This window comes from Pantoea sp. X-Soil-TKNS-1211, from assembly GCF_059730495.1.
This window is the reverse complement of sequence record NZ_AP035954.1, coordinates 316,411-335,051: the sequence shown is the minus strand read 5'-3', so window position 1 is coordinate 335,051 and position 18,641 is coordinate 316,411. Positions and strand designations below refer to the sequence as shown.

Sequence of the window (18,641 nt, the reverse complement as noted above, 5' to 3'; positions counted from 1 at the left end):
TCGATGAACGATAAGTCAAAACCGGCCAGGGAGGCCGGTAATTTTACCCGGCGGGATGTATTGAAAGGGGCTGTCGCCAGCGCCCTGAGCATCCCGGTAATCAGCTCGGCGCATGGGCAGAGCGAAGCGCTGCATAATCCCGAAGATCGGGTTGATCTTTCACGTGAACATGCCTTTTATGGCACCTCTGGTCAGGTGGGCATCGAAACGCCGCCACAGCGTCATATTATGTTTATGGCGTTTGACTTAACTTCGCAGAATCCGCGCGATCTTCAGGTTTTACTGGCCCGCTGGTCATCCGCGATTGCGCAAATGATGCGTGGCGAGACTATCGGCCAGATCGAACCACTGCGCACCAGCGGCGTCGGCAGTGATACCGGCGAAGCAATGGATCTCGGTCCCGCCTCATTAACCGTGACTGTGGGCTTAGGGCCGCGAATTTTCAGCGAAGCGATGGGGCTGGCAGGGAAGAAACCGCCGTTGATGCGCGAACTGATTCAGCTGCCAAGCGACAATTTCAGCCCGGAATTGACCGGTGGTGATCTCTCCATTCAGGCCTGTGCCGATGATCCGCAGGTGGCTTATCACGCGGTACGTAACCTGGCGCGCATCGCCAAGGCGACCGGTACGGCAGCCACGCGCTGGTCGGTGCTGGGATTTGGTCGCGCCTCTGCTGGCAAAGGACAATCCACGCCGCGCAATCTGTTTGGCTTCAAAGACGGTACGCGCAACATCACCGAAAAAGCGGATTTCAAACGTCATGTGTGGATTAATGATGGCCCGGCCTGGCAGCAACAGGGCAGCTATCAGGTGGTGCGTAAAATTCGAATGCACATCGAAAACTGGGATGTGGACCGCGTCAGCGATCAAAATAATATTTTTGGTCGCCATAAGTTGTCTGGCGCACCGCTGAGCGGGCACAAAGAGTTTGATCAACCTGATTTTGAGGTAACGGATCAAAGCGGTGAACGGATTATCCCGGCGACGGCGCATATCAGCCTGGCTGCCCATGAGAATAATGCAGGCATTCGTATTCTGCGACGTTCGTATAATTATACGGATGGCTTAAATAATCTCGGCTTTCTCGATGCGGGTTTGCTGTTTATCAGTTATCAGAATGATCCGGCGCATTTTGAAACCTTGCAGGCCAAGCTGGGTGCGGCCGATGCGTTGAATGAATATATTTCCCATATCGGTTCAGGTATTTTCTTTATTCCACCTGCACCGGCTGAAGGATCATATATTGGCGCGGAACTGTTTACCTGAATAACACACATCGCCAGGGGAAATCCGACCTGGCGATGTGTCTGCTGTGTGATAAATTGTAGCGTTATACACGTTTTAACCGTAAGCGACTTTGTCATTAATATGATACAGCGTCGCGGTGGCTGCCATCACATGCTGACCGTCATTGCCCGGTTGATGAGCGTCCACATTGGTGATGTGGTAGCCCACCGCACCGGCTTCCAGAGCCTTCTTCACAAAGGCGTCATTGAGTTCTTCCATGGATGTCACCCAACTGACGCTGGTGACTCCGACCGGATGGATCGAGGCAATTTCACGGTGAGATAATCCTGAACGGACCAGTACCGGATTAATTGTCTTCTCGGTAAAAATAGAAATGATGTCGTTGACTAAAGCTTTCATATCTGACTCCTCAACGTGACTGGTAAGCCAGTTATACGTATGACGATGGGTTGTTGTCGTTTAATCTTCGTTGATAAATACCGACGGTTGCGCACGGCAGGTAATCACCACCGTTAGGAATAATAAATACCTTTTGGCTGAGGGAATTTTAGCTTTAACTGCTAATTAACATGCAGGAAAACTTCTGCCACAACTCAGTTAACTTTACGCGAATATTTTTTCATTTGATTACATTTCCGTAGCGGCGCGATTTATCGCGCGCGCCCTGGCCTTAGGAATGCGCGATAAATCGCTTCTCTACCAGAGAGGCTGTCTACCTCTTCGCACCAGATTATAAATAAGATGTTAAGGATTGGTTTACTCTGAGCCTGCCTGACGAGAAGTCTGCAATGACTTCTCTATGCCACATCATAATAAACATTCTTCACGTCCGATTAGCCCAAATGAATTTGGGCTTCTTTTTGCCATCCTCTGAGCAGCCATTGCCGTTGGTTCATACACTTTGCGTTACAAATTGTTATGATATAACATCTCCACTTTAACCAATGGAGAGTCTGGTTGTGGTAAGCAAAATCAAAAAAATCGTGTTATCTCTGGGATTAATCAGTCTCAGTGCGCAGGCCCTGGCCCATGGAGATCATGCGCACGGTAAGCCACTGACGGCAATGGAGCAGAAAGCGGCAGAGGGCGTATTCGCCGATAAGGATGTCAGGGACCGTAATCTGGCCGACTGGGAGGGTGTCTGGCAGTCGGTTTATCCGCTACTGGTCAATGGCGACCTCGATCCGGTGCTGCGCAAGAAAGTGGAAAAAGACCCCAGTAAAACCTTTGCAGGCGTTAAAGAGTATTACCGTAAGGGCTACGCTACGCAGGTCGATACCATCGGGATTGAAGACGGCGTGATGGAGTTTCATATTGGCCAGCAGTCTACCTCCTGCCACTACAACTATGCCGGGCACAAAATTCTTACCTATGCATCAGGTAAAAAGGGCGTGCGTTACCTGTTTGAGTGTCAGGATGCCAGCAGCCAGGCACCTAAATACGTGCAGTTCAGCGATCACATCATCGGCCCGCGAAAATCGTCGCATTTCCATATCTTTACCGGCAACACATCGCAGGAAGCGTTGCTGAACGAGATGGATAACTGGCCAACATACTATCCATACCAAATGCAGACTGCCGAAGTGGTGGAAGAGATGCTGCACCACTAAGGCGGATTAGCGCTGCCATTCATGCAACCATCGCGCATAATCGCCCGGCCACGCCACTGTTGGCGTGCCGGGCCGTCCCAGGCCAAAACCATGCCCGCCACGTGAAAAGCGATGCAGTTCAACCGCTACCCGCTGTTGCTGGCAGGCCCGATCCATAATCAGGGTATTTTCAGGGTTTGATACCGGATCATCTTCAGCCTGCACCAGAAAAAAGGGCGGGGAATCAGGGCGAATATAGTTCTGCACCGACCAACTTGCGTCCTCGGCGTCGGAGGCATCCGCACCCACCAGCACCCGGTGGGTTGAGGTGTGGCTATAGGGTGGCTCCAGCGTGATGATGGGATAAATCAACGCGGCGCGTTCGGCCCTGGCCGGGGTATGGTCCAGCGCATCCTGAGGTGGATAAGATTCAAAATCTGCGCGGGTGACGGCCAGACCGAGCAAATGTCCTCCGGCAGAAAAACCCAGCACGCTGACGTGCTGTTCACGTTGCCGCACCATTCTCAGCGCACGCTGTGCATCCTGAAGCGCGACCAGGTTGCCATCATGCCAGTGTTCAGCGGGAAGACGATAGCTGAGCACATAAGCGGTAAATCCACGGTTGGTCAGCCATTGCGCCGCAGGCCAGGCCTCTTTGCCCATTTCAATGCGTTTATAGCCCCCTCCGGCGGCGATCAGCACCGCATAACCGTTGGCATGCCCAGGGGTGAAAACGGTGAGGGTGGGTACGGCGATATGGTGCTGCGCTCCCGAGGCCGAGGTCACAAGTGCGCCCGTCGGGCCGCCGCCGCCTGGCGGTTGTCCGTGCCAGAGGGGAATGACGGAACGCGTTATCGGCGCTGTGGCTAAGGCGGCGCGGGTATTGGCTGCAACCAGCGCGCCGAGGGTGAGTCCGGTCAGAAAACGGCGGCGATGCATGGCAGCTCCTTGTCGTAGCGGCGCGATTTATCGCGCTATTTTAAGGCAGTGGCATGTTCTGTCAGACCCGCGCGATAAATCGCGCCGCAACAAAATGTACCTTAATTGAATTTTATTATGAGAATAATGTGGTCGCGTTACGGTTTGTAACGTAATAAATCAAGGATGTTTTTTAATTAACCAATTTCACATTTCTTTATCATTTAGTGCTATTACCCTGCGAAAAGTACGGAATCTGATAAAAACCTGATAACAGTTTTGAAACTTAACCGGTACGATGTTACCCGTAACTTTATTACTCCTTTCTTCTCAACATCAGGTAACCCATGAAACGACATTTTCCAACTGAAACCGTTTCTGCCAGTAAAAATGGAACCGGTTCCAGTCGCAGGGAATTCCTCTTTGCAACCCTTGGACTGACGCTGACTGGCGTGGTGGCAAACCTGCCGGGCAGAGCGTTTGCCGCCAGTGTGATCAGTGGCAGCGATACGGCGAAACAATTTATCCAAATCTCGCAGGCCATCACCGAACATAAGCATCTGGATGCGGCGCTGGCGGCGCGCTTTTTTGCCGCTTTTAGCCAGCGCGATGCGCAGTTTGCTCCTCGTCTGACGCAGCTTGCCTTGTTGTTACAGCCGGGGATGTCTGCGCAGCAACTACTGGCGCAGGCGGACAGTGCGGGTTTGCACGATTTTCTCTATCGCATCGTCACCGCCTGGTACACCGGGACGGTGGGCGATGACTATCACGGCACGCTGGTCGCCTATAAGCAGGCGCTGATGTACCAAACCGTCAGCGATGGTCTGGTGGTGCCAACCTACTGTGGCAACGGGCCGATTTGGTGGACTGCACCGGTGCCCGATGAACGCAATGGTCTGATTGACTCGCTGTAAATACTCATTTCAATAAAACGAAGAAAACCATGAAAAAACCAATTTTCTCTGCGCAGGGCGATGCCTCCGCAGACGTTGTTATTGTTGGCTCCGGTGTGGTAGGTGGCTTGATGGCTAATGAGCTGGTCAGTCAGGGCTATTCCGTACTGGTGCTGGAAGCAGGTTTACGTATTGATCGTGCACAGGCGGTGGAAAACTGGCGTAACATGCCGTTCGCCAATCGCGCCGGTTCTGATTTTCAGGGCTTATATCCGCAGTCAAAATTTGCCCCGGCACCGCTCTATTTCCCGCCGAACAACTATGTCAACGTTACCGGCCCCAACGCCGCCAGTTTTCAGCAGGGCTACCTGCGTACCGTCGGGGGCACCACCTGGCACTGGGCGGCATCCTGCTGGCGTCACCACCCCAGCGATTTTGTTATGCAGTCGAAATATGGCGTGGGCCGTGACTGGCCGATCAGCTACGACGAGCTGGAACCCTGGTACTGCCGGGCAGAAAACGAAATTGGGGTAGCGGGGCCGAATAATGTGGCGATGCAATCACCGGCTGAGCGCAGCCAACCTTATCCGATGGATATGGTGCCGTTTGCCCACGGTGATAACTACTTTGCCAGCGTGGTGAATCCGCACGGTTACAACCTGGTGCCGATCCCGCAAGGACGCAGTACCCGCCCGTGGGAAGGCCGTCCCACCTGCTGCGGCAACAATAACTGTCAGCCGATTTGCCCGATTGGGGCGATGTATAACGGCATCCATCATATTGAGCGCGCAGAACGCAACGGCGCGGTGGTGCTGGCTGAAGCGGTGGTTTACAAAATCGATACCGATGGCAACAACCGTGTGACCGCCGTGCACTGGAAAGACAGTTCAGGCGCATCACACAAGGCAACCGGCAAAGCCTTTGCCCTTGCCTGTAACGGCATCGAAACACCCCGTCTGCTGCTGATGGCGGCCAACGCTGGCAACCCGAATGGTATCGCCAACGCGTCAGATATGGTGGGGCGCAATATGATGGACCACTCTGGCTTCCACTGTTCCTTCCTGACGGAAGAACCGGTGTGGCTGGGACGTGGTCCGGCGCAAAGCAGCTGCATGGTGGGCTATCGCGATGGCGACTTCCGTCGTGATTACTCAGCCAACAAAATGATCCTCAATAACATTTCACGTGTCGTCGCGGCGACGCAGCAGGCGTTGAAAAAAGGGCTGGTAGGCAAAGCGCTGGATGAGGAGATTCGTTACCGCGCGATCCATAGCGTGGATATCTCCATCAGCCTCGAACCGCTGCCGGACCCGGAAAACCGCCTGACGTTAAGCAAAACCCGCAACGATCCTCATGGGCTGCCGTGCCCGGATATCTATTACGACGTCGGTGACTATGTGCGCAAAGGGGCTGAGGTGTCGCATGCACAACTGGAACATATCGGTCAGTTGTTTAACGGCAAAGAGTTCACCATCAGTAAGGGGCTGAACGCCAACAACCATATTATGGGTGGCGTGATCATGGGGAAAAGCGGTAAAGACGCGGTGGTGGACGGCAACTGTCGTGCCTTTGACCATGAAAACCTGTGGTTGCCGGGCGGGGGAGCGATTCCGTCGGCGAGCGTGGTCAACAGCACCCTGACCATGGCGGCACTGGGATTGAAAGCCGCGCAGGATATCGCACAGCGCATGAGGACTCTGGCATGAAAACGTTAATCGCCAGCAGTCTGGCGGCTTTGGTGAGTTTTGGTGCCCAGGCCGCATCCCTTGATACTAACCTGTTGCGACAGGGCGAGCAGGTGGCTATCGCCTCGGACTGCCAGGCATGTCATACCGCGCCCGGCAGTAAAACCGCGTACAGCGGCGGTTATGGTATCGCGTCGCCGATGGGGGTGATTTACGCCACCAACATCACCCCGGCAAAAAGCGGTATCGGTGACTACAGCGAAGCCCAGTTCTCGGCAGCGGTGCGACATGGCGTGCGCGCCGACGGGGCGCAGCTCTATCCGGCGATGCCCTACACCTCCTATAGCATGATGACCGATGCGGATGTGCACGCCCTCTACTACTATCTGAGGCATGGCGTCCAGCCGGTGGAGCAGCAGAATCCGCAAACCAATCTGCCTTTTCCGTTCAGTCTGCGTTTTAGTATGCGGTTCTGGAACATGATGTTTGCGAATGACAAAATGTGGCAGAACGATGGCAGCAAAAGTGCGGAGTGGAACCGGGGCAATTATCTGGTTAACGGGTTAGCGCACTGCAACACCTGCCACACGCCGCGTGGTTTTATGATGCAGGAACAGCAGGATCGCCCGCTGGCGGGTGGGCCTCTGGGTAGCTGGTATGCGCCCAATATCACCTCAGATCCGATCAGCGGTATTGGTGGCTGGAGCGATGACGAGTTGGTGCAGTACCTGAAAACCGGTCGTGCGCCAGGCAAAAACCAGGCGGCGGGCGGCATGGCGGAAGCAGTGGAGCATAGCCTGCAATACCTGCCGGACAGCGACCTGCACGCCATTGCGGTTTACCTCAAAGGCACGACGCCACTACGTGATGAAGGGGAAACCCAACCGGCCTTCAGCTACGGTGCGCCGATGGATGTGGAAAACAGCCTGCGCGGACGCAATCCGAATAACGCTAACCAATCGCTGACCAGCGGTGCGGCGCTGTTTAGCGGCAACTGCGCCAGCTGTCATCAGCCGGATGGAGCGGGCAGTGCCAACCAGGCCTATCCCTCGCTGTTCCACAACACCGCGACCGGGATGCGCAACCCCAATAACCTGATTGCGGCGATTCTGTTTGGTGTACAGCGTGATACCGCTGACCATCAGGTGCTGATGCCGGGCTTTAGCTCGCCGTCTTACGTTGATAAGCTGAACGATCAACAAGTCGCCGATATCAGTAACTTTGTGCTGAAAAACTACGGCAACCCCAACGTCACCGTGACCGCGGGTGATGTTGCCTGGGTACGCAAAGGCGGCCATCCGCCACTGCTCGCCCGCCTGCAACCGCTGGTGCTGCCGGGTATCATTGGGGTGATTATCCTGGTGCTGGCTGGGGTGGCACTGAGTGTGGTTCTGAGGCGGAGAGGTAAAAAACAGTCGTGATCATCAGGGCCAGCTAACCAGCTGGCCCTTTTTGTTACGGCGGTGTGTTACAGGTGTTGTGATGTGTCGCAAGATTAGCGCGATAAATCGCGCTGCTACAAAAAATAACGGTTGAAACATGGCGTAATGGCGCGATTTATCGCGCTGATTTCATTGCCCCATCACGCTGCGTGTAACACCTTTTGTTAACACTTTTCCCAGTGACGCGGGTCGCAAAAAATAATTTCCAGACTCCCTTTAATAAATGGCAGAGCTAAGCATCTTTCCGAAGGGGGCGTTATGCAGGAGTCTATTCCCGGAACACGTTGGTATCGCGTTATTGCGCCGATTTTAATTGTTTGCATCATCTCCTTCATGGACCGCGTCAACATCAGTTTTGCCTTACCGGGTGGGATGGATCAGGATCTCGCCATCACCAGCCAGATGGCGGGCATCATCAGCGGTATTTTCTTCATTGGTTATCTGTTCCTGCAAGTGCCGGGTGGTCGCATTGCGGTTAACGGCAGCGGTAAGCGTTTTATCGCCTGGTCACTGGTGGCCTGGACGGTGGTGTCGATTGCCACCGGCTTTGTCACCAACCACTATCAGCTGCTGGCGCTGCGTTTTGTGTTGGGTGTATCGGAAGGGGGAATGCTGCCGGTTGTGTTAACCATGGTCAGTAACTGGTTCCCGGAAAAAGAGCTGGGACGCGCCAATGCGTTTGTCATGATGTTTGCGCCATTGGGCGGCATGTTTACTGCACCGATCTCCGGTTACATCATTAACGCGCTGGACTGGCGTTGGCTGTTTATCATCGAAGGGGGACTGTCGGCGGTGATCCTGCTGGTGTGGTGGCTGGTGGTAAGTGACCGTCCCGAGGAAGCGCGCTGGTTACCGGAACGGGAAAAAGTGTGGTTGCTGCGTGAGTTGCAGCGGGAACGTGCCGCCGCCCGTGCCGTGGCTCCGGTGAGTAAAGCGCCGTTAAAAGCGGTGTTTCGTAATCCGGGTCTGATGAAGCTGGTGGCGCTGAACTTTTTTTATCAGACCGGCGACTACGGTTACACCCTGTGGCTGCCCAGCATTCTGAAAAATCTGACCGGTTCGAATATGACCGGCATCGGCCTGCTCGCCGCGCTGCCCTTTGTTGCCACGCTGCTGGGTATCTATGCCATCTCATGGCTGAGCGATCGTACCGGGAAGCGCCGTCTGTGGGTGATGGTGTCGTTGTTCTGCTTTGCCGCCGCGCTGCTGGCGTCGGTGGTGTTGCATCACAACGTGGTGGCCGCCTATATCGCGCTGGTAGTGTGTGGCTTCTTCCTGAAAGCTGCCACCAGTCCGTTCTGGTCCATTCCGGGGCGTATTGCCGCGCCGGAAGTGGCAGGGAGTGCGCGTGGGGTGATCAACGGTCTGGGGAATTTAGGCGGCTTCTGTGGGCCGTATCTGGTGGGGATGATGACCATGCTATACGGACAGAATGTCGCGATATGCTGGCTGGCCGGGTCGCTGGTGGTGGCGGGGCTGATCACCACGCGGCTGCCCAAAGCCTGTGATTTAAATCCGTCTGCCGATGGTGAGACCAATCTTGTTACCCTGAAGCATTGAGGGGGAGGCCGCGCAGGCGTGGAGCTGCGCGGCCTGTTTCATGCTTACCAGCCTTTGATAATATCGCCTTTGTAAATCTCGTTGGCTTTGTTCAGCACTTCCGGTGACTGGAATGCTTCCTTCAGTTTCTGAATATTCGGGCTGTCTTTGTTATCTTCTCGCGCCACAATCGCGTTCACGTAAGGCGAGGCTTTGCCTTCCATAAACATGCCATCGCGTGAGGCCGACAGGTTCGCCAGCGCGGCAAAGTTGTTGTTGATGATCGACACGTAAACCTGCGGATCGTCAAGGGTACGTGCCAGTTGCGGCGTATCCACTTCAACAAATTTAAGGTTTTTCGGGTTAGCGGTAATGTCCAGCGTGGTCGGTAGCAGACCGGCTTCCGGTTGCACGCTGATCAGCCCCTGTGCCTGCAACAGCAGCAGGCTGCGGCCAAGGGTAGTGGTTCCCTTCTGAACATCTCGATGATCTTTACCCGTTGCACATTCCGTGTAACGGCGCGCACGCACTATAATCTACATCCAGACGTCTGTACATCCAGACGGGGATGGTTTGCTGCAAATTGCAGCGATTTCGCCAAACCGCCTGTTTTGAAAAGTTCCCGCCACGATTTTGTTGGATAATGACCTGCCTTAACCTCGCTCAAATCCCAGGGACTCACGATGTTTCACCTGATCTTCAGTATTCCAGGCTGGTATGTGATCGCGCGCTTTATTGCCCCTCTGGCCTTGCCGTTGGCGGTGAAGCTGGTGTTTTCCGCCGTGGTGTTGATCGCCACGCAATATCTGTTTTTCAGTCGTTTTACTTCTGGCAGCATTATGTCGCCGGAGATGCCGCGCCCGCTGATCATCCTGTTTAACTGGGCGTTCTGCGCGGTGTTGTTCCTCGCCATGTTGCAGGTGCTGATCGATGCGGCGGCGCTGGTTGCGCTGGTGCTGGGGCACCCGCTGGCGATAGCGCCTGAGGTGCGTTATGGCGCGGGGATAGTCGCGATGTTGTTGGCCGCATTTGGCGTTCATCAGGCGATACGCGTGCCACCGGTGAAAGATGTGGTGTTTACCATCAATAACCTGCCGCCAGAATTTGAGGGCTATCAGTTGTTACAACTGACGGATTTGCATATCAGCAAACTGTTTAACGCCCGCTGGACGGCGAAGATGGTGAAAAAAGCCCTGACGCTCGACGTTGACCTGATTGTGATCACCGGCGATGTGATTGATGGCACGCTGAAAAACCGGCGCGATGATGTTGAACCATTACGCGGCCTGCATGCCCCGGATGGCGTGTTTGCTATCACCGGCAACCATGAGTACTTCTTTGAGCAGGAGGCCTGGACTGATCATCTCGCTTCACTTGGGCTGAAGCCATTGCTCAATAGCCATACGGTGGTGGCGCGTGAAGGCGGCAGCCTGGTGATTGCCGGAGTGACCGATGCGTCGGCTCCTCGCCGGGGTGCCACTGGTCCGGATTTGGCCGGAGCGCTGTCGGGTGCACCGGTGAATGCCCCGGTTGTGCTGCTGGATCATCAACCGCGCAATGCCCGGCAGAATGCGGCGCAGGGGGCGGATGTTCAGCTCTCCGGGCACACCCATGGTGGCTTGATCGCCGGGTTTGATCGTCTGTTCGCCAAACCTAATGGTGGGTATGTTTCGGGCCTGTATGCGGTCGAGGGGATGCAGCTGTACGTCAATAATGGCACCGCGTTGTGGCCCGGAATGGCGGTACGTTTAGGCCGGCCTTCTGAGCTGACGCGCATCACGCTTCAGTCCGCAAAATAGCGTTAGCTGTTTTTCAGCACCACCACGGCATAGCGACAATTTTGCGCCGTGGTGTTGCTGAAGATGCAGTCGGCGGGATCCCCCAATTCGAGGCAGTCGCCTTGCTGCATGGCAAAGTTATGATCGCCTTCCTGAAAAGTGAGCGTCCCTTCCAGTACCCAGATCAACTGACGGCGTGACAAATAGGAGATCGCGGGCATCGGTACGCTCACTCCGGCGGGTAAATCGACACTGACCAGATCCACGGGAATCTGACCGGGTGAGACGTGCCGCCGGACATAACCGGTCTCCGGGTCCTGCCATACCGGCTGCTGTGCCTGTCTGATCAACGTACCGGTCTGCACTTCGCTCAGGGCGATCAGCTGCGACATACTCATGTCAAAAGAACCGGCGAGGCGCGCCAACAGGGTCGCCGTCGGGCTGCTTTCGCCGCGTTCAATTTTGTGGATCATGGCACGTGACACCCCAGAGTTCTCGGCCAAATCGGTCAATGACCAACCGCGTTTTTCCCGCTCGGCTTTCACCTTTTGTCCAATACGGATATTTATGCTGTCTTCTTTACTGGATTTTTCGTCTGACATAGTGGATAAATAATATAGTGAACGAAGCATCTACTTTAGTGACAGAACCATGAGGTGTCCAGAATGAATATACGCCCGGCAGTTGAGCAGGATGCGGCAGTCATTGCCGACATTTATAACGACGCGGTGCTGAACAGCACGGCGATTTGGAATGACAAAACCGTTGATGTGGCGAACCGTGTGCAATGGATAGCCGATCGTCAGCATGCGGGTTTTCCGGTGTTGGTGGCGGTTGATGAACAGGATGCGGTGCTCGGCTACGCTTCCTACGGTGACTGGCGTCCGTGGGATGGCTATCGTTTCACCGTGGAACATTCGGTGTATGTGCAGAAAACCGCACGTGGCAAAGGTGCCGGGGAAGCACTGATGCGCGCCCTGATCAGCCACGCCACGCACCAGGGCAAACATGTGATGGTGGCGGGCATTGAGTCAGAAAATAGCGCTTCCATCGCTTTGCATTACAAGCTCGGTTTTACCGATGCGGGCCGCGTCAGTGAAGTGGGTAACAAATTTGGTCGTTGGCTGGATCTGACATTTCTTCAGTTGCGTCTCAATAATCGAGAACAGCCCTGACGGAGCCAGCGTTAACCTTGCAGTGAGGTGGCAAATGTTCGGAGATGCTTTGCCACCGTCTGCGCGGCTTCCACCGGCAGCAGATGGCCTTTGCCGGGAATGATATGGACGTCAGCCCAGGGATAAAGCCCTGCAATGGCGTCTGTGACCACCGACGGGGGATCGACCTTATCCTCTTCACCGGCCATGATGATGACAGGCAGATGGATATGTTCGGCAGCGGTGCGCAGATCTTCACGCGATGCAGTACAGATCCAGCCATTTGCCGCGTTGTCACTGACGCGCAATGCATCCTCGACCAGCATTTCGCGTTGCTGTTCGGTCAAATTTCCTGCGGTTAACACGTTATCCAGGGTCCACAGGACAGATTCCCGGCTGTCGTAGGCTATCCGCATCTGGCTGCGCTGTGCTTCACTGAAATTCATCGGGGCGAGTGGGGCGGAAGCCACCAACGCGAGCGCCACCACCTCCTTATTCTGACGACTGGCGAGCAGTTGGGCCGTCTTGCCTCCCATCGAGTGTCCAACCAGAATCACCCGTTTGAGGTCTAATGCTTTGATAACCGCATACATATCATCTGCATGGTCTGAGGTGCGATAACCGTGTTCGACCACCTCTGATTCCCCCGAACCGCGTGCATCAATCGCGACACAGCGGAAGTCCTTGCGTAGGAGATTGATCACCGAAGACCAGGTGGCTGAAGACCCTCCCCAAAAATGCATAAAAACCAATGCAATGTCGCCACTGCCGCTATCGGTGACGTGGAGTTGTATGCCTTTGTTGACTATTTTCATGGTTGCCTCGTGGTGTAAGAAATCATCAGCAACAGTCTTTCCCATCACCTGATTGTTTGGAATGTGGCAAAAAATAGCTATGGTAGGTATTAAAAGTATATTCAAACAGGGGGCAGGATGGACCGGCTATTAAGCATGTCAGTGTTTATCGCCGCAGTAGAAGAGGGCAGCATTGCCGCCGCAGCGCGCCGGTTGAGCCTCTCCCCGGTGATGGCGGGGCGTTATCTCACCTCGCTCGAGGAAGGATTGTCGGTCAGACTACTGGAGCGTTCCACGCATCAACTCAACCTCACCGACGCGGGTGCGTCCTATTATGTGAAAGCGAAACGTATCCTGAACGATATTCGTGAAGCGGAGCAGGAAGCCACAGCGAAACATATTTCCCCGCAAGGCAGCCTGCGCATCGCCGCCCCGGTCACCTTCGGGACCCTGTATCTGGCACCGTTGATTGCCGCGTTTATGCAGGATTATCCGCAGGTCGATATTCAGTTGCAGCTGCTTGATCGCTTTATTGATCTGGTCGATGAAGGAATTGATCTGGCGATTCGTATCGGGCAACTGCCTGATTCGGATCTGGTCGCCCGGCGTATCACCGACTACCGTTTATTGGCCTGTGCCTCACCGCGTTATCTGGCGGATGCCGGAAGACCAGTGTTACCGGAAGATTTATCACACCATGTTCTGGTTGGTTATTCCGGGACCATGACAACCTCTCCTTGGCGATTTACTGCCGCGAGCGGTGAGGTGAATCAAATCGAGGCCCACTGCCGCTTTCTCGCCAATAACACCGCTATTATGGTGGCGCTGGCATTACAAGATGTCGGGATTGTCTATGGGCCTGAGTTTGTCATGCAGCCGCATTTGCAGAAAGGTGATTTGGTTGAGGTATTGCCTGATTACCGCTGTCCGGTGATCCCATTGTTTGCGGTCACATTGAACGCGAAATATGTCAATACCAAAACCCGGCTGTTTATCCAGTACTTGAAACAGGCCTTTGCCCCGTAGCGGCGCGATTTATCGCGCGGGTTTGTGCCAACGCGCGATAAATCGCGTCGCTACGAAGGACCGTTAACTGCATAGATCTTGCGGTACACCGCTGGCGTTAAACCAGTTACTTTAATAAACGCCCGTCGCATGACATCGCTGCTGTTATAACCGCAGCGCGCCGCGATAGATTTCACCGGTTGATTAGCGGCCAACAGTTCACGCGCCAGCGTGATGCGGGCTTCCTCTAACCACTCGCCAGCCGTGACGCCCATCTCCTGATGAAAAATACGGTTCAGATGGCGGGTACTGAGTTGGATATGCTCCGCCATCTGCGCCACGCTTTTGACGCTGTCCAGGTGGGATAACGTCCAGCGCTGGAGATCCTGTAAGGCCGATCGTCCATTCAGCGAGGTCTGTTGTTTGCGAATAAAATGTCCCTGTCCGGCGGGTCGCCGGAAAAACATCACCAGATTTGCGGCAACATCTTGCGCCACCTCCTGTCCCACATCCTCTTCAATAAAACGCAGAGCCAAATCAAGGCCAGATGTCACACCAGCTGCCGTGCGCACCGGGCCATCGGCGACATATAACGCATCTGCATCAACTTCAATGTCCGGATAACGGCGTGCCAGCGTTTTGGCAACCGACCAGTGGGTGGTGACTTTGCGCTGATTAAGCAAACCGGTTTGTGCCAGCAACAGCGCACCGGTACAGACCGAACCATAGCGCTGGCTGCGTTGGCAGAGTGGGGCGATAGCGCCAATCTGTGTCGCGCTAAGGGTAAAGGCTTCAGCCTGCGGGGCGCCTGCGATAAGAAAACTTATCGCACCACTGGGTGGCGTCTCGCCCAATCGGCAATGTGCGGTGAGTTTAACACCGGATGAGGCCAGAATTTCTTGCCCGTCCAATGACATCACCATCGGCCGATAGACCTGACGGTGCAGAATACGATTGGTTTCAGCAAAGGCATCGAGTGGTCCCGCCACATCAAGCAACTGTACCCCCGGCACCGCCAGCATCACGATGTTATGCACCATCTTCGCCTCCTAAGTCTGTTTTTATCGCAATGTCTTTAATCGTCAATTTAAGACTAATGAAGACATTTTGTCATCCCTCTAGAATGGCGATCAGACATCCAACAGGAGACCTATGATGAACTTCACCGTACAAGGCATTCGCATTCCCGATACCCAGATGATGCGCGACACCACCGCGTTTATCCGTGACACCGAATCTGACCTGCTGTTTAACCATTCCAGCCGGGTTTATTACTGGGCGGCTTTAGCCGGTCAACAGCGCCATCTGCAGGTTGATCACGAGTTGCTGTACGTTGGCTGCATGTTCCACGATATCGGGTTAACGCATGAGCATTGCAGCTGTGATAAGCGTTTTGAGGTGGACGGGGCCAATGCGGCGCGCGAGTTTTTACGCGGCTATGGGATCGCTGAGGGCGATATTGATAAAGTCTGGACCGGCATTGCGTTGCATACCACACCGGGCATTCCTGAGTTTATGGCCCCGGAAATTGCATTAGTCACGGCGGGAGTAGAGATGGATGTGCTGGGGATCGGTTATGAGAGGTTTGCCGACCCAGACCGTGAGGCGGTGGTGGCGCAGCATCCGCGTAGCGCCAGTTTCAAGGAAGAGATCATCCAGGCTTTCTATGACGGTATCCAACACCGCCCACAGACCACCTTTGGCAATGTGAAAGCCGATGTACTTAAAGATAAGGATGCCGCGTTCCAGCCGATGAATTTCTGCCACATCATCCGTCAGTCGCGCTGGCAGAGTTGAGTGGGGGGCAACAATGGGCGATGGTGTGATCATCGTCCATTATGGCTGTTAATTACAACATACATAAAATTATATCAATCATAACCCCCGGCAACTGTGTGTTCGGAAAGTCCGTTATGATTCAATCAGTGGTAGCGCTTCCATTCGGAGTGGATTAATTTACATTTCCGACTAATGGGAATAATGTCGAATTTTTATCTTCCACTTCCGTTATTTTTTTAACTGCATGTATTTAAATAAGTTAATGGCTTTTCCTAAAAAGATCGCACGAAATTATAATGTAGCCACCTTGTGATAGCGTTTACACTGATGCTGTAATTTCTTTACAGTTGTCACGTTTTTTCCTTCAAGGTTAATAAAATGTCACGGGCTTCCCGAATTCTAAATTTGTTAACGCTACTCTTTTCAGTGGTTTGCGCTGCATGGCTGCTGATTGGTGGTGTCTGGTTGCTGTCGCTGGGCGGCAGTGCTTATTACCTGATTAGCGGCCTGGCAATGGCGGCGTTTAGCTGGCTTTTGCTGAAAAGAAAGCGCAGTGCACTTTACCTTTACGCCGCGATTCTGTTTTTTACCGCTATCTGGGCCTGGCATGAAGCCGGGAGCGATTACTGGACGCTGGTTCCGCGTCTGGATATCTGGGTGTTGCTGGGTATCTGGTTAATCCTGCCATTCAGCTATCGCCAGTTCTCCGTCAGCAACAAGAAACCGTTAGGGGCAATGCTGGTCGCGCTGCTGGTTAACGTGGCATTGCTGGCCGGTTCCGCGCTGCACGATCCACAGGAAATCAACGGCGAGCTGCCGCTGACCGATAAAACCCCGGCGGCGTCCTCGGTTCCAGCCGAAGATTGGTCAGCCTATGGACGTACCCAGGAAGGGGTGCGCTACTCGCCGCTGCAACAGATCAATGAACACAACGTCAAAGATCTCCAGGTGGCGTGGCAGTTCGAAACCGGCGACCACAAAACCGCTAACGACCCCGGCGAGATCACCAACGAAGTGACCCCGCTGAAAGTCGGTAACATGCTGTACCTGTGTACGCCACACCAAATCCTGATTGCACTCGATGCCGCCAGCGGTAAAGAGAAGTGGCGTTTTGATCCACAACTGAAATCAGACCCGACCTTCCAGCACATCACCTGTCGTGGCGTGTCTTACCACGAGATGCCGACAGCTGCTGCGGACAATGCCAGCCAGCCTGCCATTTGTGCCCGTCGTATCTTCCTGCCGGTGGATGATGGTCGTCTGTTTGCATTGGATGCGCAGACCGGTGAACGTTGCCAGAGCTTCGCCAACAACGGCGAACTGAATCTGCAACATCAGCAGCCGAATGCCTATCCGGGCGGCTATGAGCCGACATCTCCGCCGATCGTCACCGAAAATATGGTGATTGTCGCCGGTTCAGTGACAGATAACCTGTCAACTCGTGAGCCTTCCGGGGTGATCCGTGGTTTCGATATCAACAGCGGCAAACTGGTATGGGCCTTTGATCCCGGTGCCAAAGATCCCAATGCGCTGCCTGCGGATGGTGAAACCTTTACCGCCAACTCGCCGAACTCCTGGGCACCGGCGGCTTATGATGCCAAACGCGACATCATCTATCTGCCGATGGGCGTGTCTACGCCGGATATTTGGGGTGGTAACCGTACGACGGAACAGGAACGTTTTGCCAGTGGTTTGTTAGCGCTGCATGCGTCAACCGGTAAGCTGGCCTGGTTCTATCAGACGGTGCACCACGATCTGTGGGATATGGATCTACCGTCACAGCCGACGCTGGCGGATATCACCGATAAAGAGGGCAACACCGTTCCGGTTGTGTATGTTCCGGCAAAAACCGGCAACATCTTTGTCCTGAACCGTGAAACCGGCAAACCAGTGGTTCCGGCCCCGGAAACCCCGGTTCCGCAAGGTCCGGCTAAGGGCGAGCATCTGAATCCTACCCAGCCGTTCTCGGAACTGACCTTCCGTCCACAGCAGAAGTTGCAGGGCAAGGATATGTGGGGTGCCACCATGTTCGACCAACTGGTGTGCCGCGTGATGTTCCATCGTCTGCGTTATGACGGTCCGTTCACCCCGCCGTCGGAGCAGGGTACGCTGGTATTCCCGGGCGACTTCGGCATGTTCGAATGGGGTGGTATTGCGGTGGATACCGACCGTCAGATTGCGATTGCCAACCCGATGGCGATGCCGTTTATTTCTAAACTGATCCCACGTGGACCGGGCAACCCGATTGAACCAGGTGCCGACGGCGCCGCTGGCTCCGGTTCGGAGTCTGGCGTACAGCATATGTACGGTGTGCCTTATGGTGTGGAACTGAATCCGTTCCTGTCACCGTTCGGCCTGCCTTGCCTGCAACCGTCGTGGGGCTTCGTTTCGGCGATCAATCTGCAAAACCACCAGATTGTCTGGAAAAAGCGTATCGGTACGGTGCGTGACAGCGCCCCGGTGCCGCTGCCGTTCAAAATGGGTGTACCGATGTTAGGTGGCCCGGTAACTACCGCAGGTAATGTGTTCTTCGTGGCGGGTACGCTGGATAACTACCTGCGCGCTTACAGCGTACGTGATGGCAAGCTGCTGTGGCAGGCGCGTCTGCCAGCCGGTGGACAAGCCACACCAATGACCTACGCGGTGGATGGTAAGCAATACGTGGTGATTATGGCGGGTGGTCACGGCTCGTTTGGCACCAAACTGGGTGATTACGTGATTGCGTATAAACTCCCGTAATCATTAATCGTCTGACAAAAAACGCCCCCAGTTGGGGGCGTTTTAATTTGGGCGCACTTTAATATTGCGCAGCCGACT

Annotated in this window: 16 protein-coding genes and 1 pseudogene; 11 read left to right on the top strand and 6 right to left on the bottom strand. The window is 54.6% G+C overall.

Going from position 1 to position 18,641, the window contains the following annotated elements; all coding sequences use genetic code 11:
• Window positions 1-3: 3 nt before the first annotated feature.
• Window positions 4-1,266, top strand: a complete 1,263-nt coding sequence (locus AC6I8W_RS21995; protein WP_497838254.1) for a Dyp-type peroxidase — start codon at window positions 4-6, stop codon at window positions 1,264-1,266.
• Between the two features lie 75 nt (window positions 1,267-1,341).
• Here AC6I8W_RS21995 and AC6I8W_RS21990 read toward each other — a convergent pair whose 3' ends face one another.
• Window positions 1,342-1,647, bottom strand: a complete 306-nt coding sequence (locus AC6I8W_RS21990; RefSeq protein WP_208717611.1) for a YdgH/BhsA/McbA family protein — start codon at window positions 1,645-1,647, stop codon at window positions 1,342-1,344.
• A gap of 560 nt (window positions 1,648-2,207) precedes the next feature.
• On the opposite strand from AC6I8W_RS21990, the gene zinT reads away from it, so the two are divergent.
• Window positions 2,208-2,858 (top strand): metal-binding protein ZinT, encoded by a 651-nt coding sequence (gene zinT / locus AC6I8W_RS21985; protein ID WP_497838253.1) that lies wholly within the window; start codon window positions 2,208-2,210, stop codon window positions 2,856-2,858.
• Between the two features lie 6 nt (window positions 2,859-2,864).
• On the opposite strand, the gene AC6I8W_RS21980 is transcribed toward zinT, so the two are convergent.
• Complete coding sequence (locus AC6I8W_RS21980) at window positions 2,865-3,776, bottom strand: alpha/beta hydrolase (RefSeq protein ID WP_497838252.1); 912 nt, start codon at window positions 3,774-3,776, stop codon at window positions 2,865-2,867.
• 326 nt (window positions 3,777-4,102) lie between these two features.
• On the opposite strand from AC6I8W_RS21980, the gene AC6I8W_RS21975 reads away from it, so the two are divergent.
• The 4 genes from AC6I8W_RS21975 to AC6I8W_RS21960 all read left to right on the top strand — a co-directional run bounded on the left by AC6I8W_RS21975 (window position 4,103) and on the right by AC6I8W_RS21960 (window position 9,335).
• The gene (locus AC6I8W_RS21975; protein ID WP_497838251.1) at window positions 4,103-4,669 is read left to right on the top strand and encodes a sugar dehydrogenase complex small subunit; all 567 of its coding nucleotides are present in this window, start codon (window positions 4,103-4,105) and stop codon (window positions 4,667-4,669) included.
• A gap of 29 nt (window positions 4,670-4,698) precedes the next feature.
• Window positions 4,699-6,354, top strand: a complete 1,656-nt coding sequence (locus tag AC6I8W_RS21970; protein WP_497838250.1) for a GMC family oxidoreductase — start codon at window positions 4,699-4,701, stop codon at window positions 6,352-6,354.
• Window positions 6,351-7,754: a c-type cytochrome gene (locus tag AC6I8W_RS21965; protein ID WP_497838249.1), complete on the top strand. Its 1,404-nt coding sequence runs from the start codon at window positions 6,351-6,353 to the stop codon at window positions 7,752-7,754. The genes AC6I8W_RS21970 and AC6I8W_RS21965 overlap by 4 nt, the downstream gene beginning before the upstream one ends.
• Window positions 7,755-8,033: 279 nt before the next feature.
• Window positions 8,034-9,335 (top strand): MFS transporter, encoded by a 1,302-nt coding sequence (locus tag AC6I8W_RS21960; RefSeq protein ID WP_497838248.1) that lies wholly within the window; start codon window positions 8,034-8,036, stop codon window positions 9,333-9,335.
• A 44-nt stretch (window positions 9,336-9,379) separates the two neighbouring features.
• Here AC6I8W_RS21960 and AC6I8W_RS21955 read toward each other — a convergent pair.
• Window positions 9,380-9,793 (bottom strand): annotated as a pseudogene (locus AC6I8W_RS21955) (MetQ/NlpA family ABC transporter substrate-binding protein); the annotation flags it as partial.
• A 204-nt stretch (window positions 9,794-9,997) separates the two neighbouring features.
• Between AC6I8W_RS21955 and AC6I8W_RS21950 the strand changes: the two are divergent.
• Window positions 9,998-11,113 (top strand): metallophosphoesterase, encoded by a 1,116-nt coding sequence (locus tag AC6I8W_RS21950; protein ID WP_497838768.1) that lies wholly within the window; start codon window positions 9,998-10,000, stop codon window positions 11,111-11,113.
• Between the two features lie 2 nt (window positions 11,114-11,115).
• On the opposite strand, the gene AC6I8W_RS21945 is transcribed toward AC6I8W_RS21950, so the two are convergent.
• Complete coding sequence (locus AC6I8W_RS21945; protein WP_497838767.1) at window positions 11,116-11,694, bottom strand: helix-turn-helix domain-containing protein; 579 nt, start codon at window positions 11,692-11,694, stop codon at window positions 11,116-11,118.
• 63 nt (window positions 11,695-11,757) lie between these two features.
• On the opposite strand from AC6I8W_RS21945, the gene AC6I8W_RS21940 reads away from it, so the two are divergent.
• On the top strand, window positions 11,758-12,267 hold the full coding sequence (locus tag AC6I8W_RS21940; protein ID WP_497838766.1) for a GNAT family N-acetyltransferase: 510 nt from the start codon (window positions 11,758-11,760) through the stop codon (window positions 12,265-12,267).
• 11 nt (window positions 12,268-12,278) lie between these two features.
• Here the strand turns inward: AC6I8W_RS21940 and AC6I8W_RS21935 are convergent, their stop codons facing one another.
• Window positions 12,279-13,061 (bottom strand): alpha/beta fold hydrolase, encoded by a 783-nt coding sequence (locus AC6I8W_RS21935; protein ID WP_497838765.1) that lies wholly within the window; start codon window positions 13,059-13,061, stop codon window positions 12,279-12,281.
• Between the two features lie 117 nt (window positions 13,062-13,178).
• On the opposite strand from AC6I8W_RS21935, the gene AC6I8W_RS21930 reads away from it, so the two are divergent.
• A complete protein-coding gene (locus tag AC6I8W_RS21930; RefSeq protein ID WP_497838764.1) occupies window positions 13,179-14,066 on the top strand; it encodes a LysR family transcriptional regulator in 888 nt (295 codons plus the stop codon).
• Between the two features lie 50 nt (window positions 14,067-14,116).
• Here the strand turns inward: AC6I8W_RS21930 and AC6I8W_RS21925 are convergent, their stop codons facing one another.
• Window positions 14,117-15,085 carry a GlxA family transcriptional regulator gene (locus AC6I8W_RS21925; protein WP_497838763.1) on the bottom strand — a complete coding sequence of 323 codons (969 nt, stop codon included), beginning with the start codon at window positions 15,083-15,085 and terminating at the stop codon, window positions 14,117-14,119.
• A 115-nt stretch (window positions 15,086-15,200) separates the two neighbouring features.
• Between AC6I8W_RS21925 and AC6I8W_RS21920 the strand changes: the two genes are divergently transcribed.
• Window positions 15,201-15,842, top strand: coding sequence for an HD domain-containing protein (locus AC6I8W_RS21920; protein ID WP_497838790.1), 642 nt, complete (start codon window positions 15,201-15,203; stop codon window positions 15,840-15,842).
• 360 nt (window positions 15,843-16,202) lie between these two features.
• The gene (locus AC6I8W_RS21915) at window positions 16,203-18,563 is read left to right on the top strand and encodes a glucose/quinate/shikimate family membrane-bound PQQ-dependent dehydrogenase (RefSeq protein ID WP_497838762.1); all 2,361 of its coding nucleotides are present in this window, start codon (window positions 16,203-16,205) and stop codon (window positions 18,561-18,563) included.
• Window positions 18,564-18,641: the final 78 nt, after the last annotated feature.

Excerpts from the sequence above, each read along its gene's own strand:
- AC6I8W_RS21995 (WP_497838254.1), top strand. The coding sequence starts at position 4 with ATGAACGATAAGTCAAAACCGGCCAGGGAGGCCGGTAATTTTACCCGG.
- AC6I8W_RS21990 (WP_208717611.1), bottom strand. The coding sequence starts at position 1,647 with ATGAAAGCTTTAGTCAACGACATCATTTCTATTTTTACCGAGAAGACA.
- AC6I8W_RS21980 (WP_497838252.1), bottom strand. The coding sequence starts at position 3,776 with ATGCATCGCCGCCGTTTTCTGACCGGACTCACCCTCGGCGCGCTGGTT.
- AC6I8W_RS21975 (WP_497838251.1), top strand. The coding sequence starts at position 4,103 with ATGAAACGACATTTTCCAACTGAAACCGTTTCTGCCAGTAAAAATGGA.
- AC6I8W_RS21970 (WP_497838250.1), top strand. The coding sequence starts at position 4,699 with ATGAAAAAACCAATTTTCTCTGCGCAGGGCGATGCCTCCGCAGACGTT.
- AC6I8W_RS21965 (WP_497838249.1), top strand. The coding sequence starts at position 6,351 with ATGAAAACGTTAATCGCCAGCAGTCTGGCGGCTTTGGTGAGTTTTGGT.
- AC6I8W_RS21960 (WP_497838248.1), top strand. The coding sequence starts at position 8,034 with ATGCAGGAGTCTATTCCCGGAACACGTTGGTATCGCGTTATTGCGCCG.
- AC6I8W_RS21950 (WP_497838768.1), top strand. The coding sequence starts at position 9,998 with ATGTTTCACCTGATCTTCAGTATTCCAGGCTGGTATGTGATCGCGCGC.
- AC6I8W_RS21945 (WP_497838767.1), bottom strand. The coding sequence starts at position 11,694 with ATGTCAGACGAAAAATCCAGTAAAGAAGACAGCATAAATATCCGTATT.
- AC6I8W_RS21940 (WP_497838766.1), top strand. The coding sequence starts at position 11,758 with ATGAATATACGCCCGGCAGTTGAGCAGGATGCGGCAGTCATTGCCGAC.
- AC6I8W_RS21935 (WP_497838765.1), bottom strand. The coding sequence starts at position 13,061 with ATGAAAATAGTCAACAAAGGCATACAACTCCACGTCACCGATAGCGGC.
- AC6I8W_RS21930 (WP_497838764.1), top strand. The coding sequence starts at position 13,179 with ATGGACCGGCTATTAAGCATGTCAGTGTTTATCGCCGCAGTAGAAGAG.
- AC6I8W_RS21925 (WP_497838763.1), bottom strand. The coding sequence starts at position 15,085 with ATGGTGCATAACATCGTGATGCTGGCGGTGCCGGGGGTACAGTTGCTT.
- AC6I8W_RS21920 (WP_497838790.1), top strand. The coding sequence starts at position 15,201 with ATGAACTTCACCGTACAAGGCATTCGCATTCCCGATACCCAGATGATG.
- AC6I8W_RS21915 (WP_497838762.1), top strand. The coding sequence starts at position 16,203 with ATGTCACGGGCTTCCCGAATTCTAAATTTGTTAACGCTACTCTTTTCA.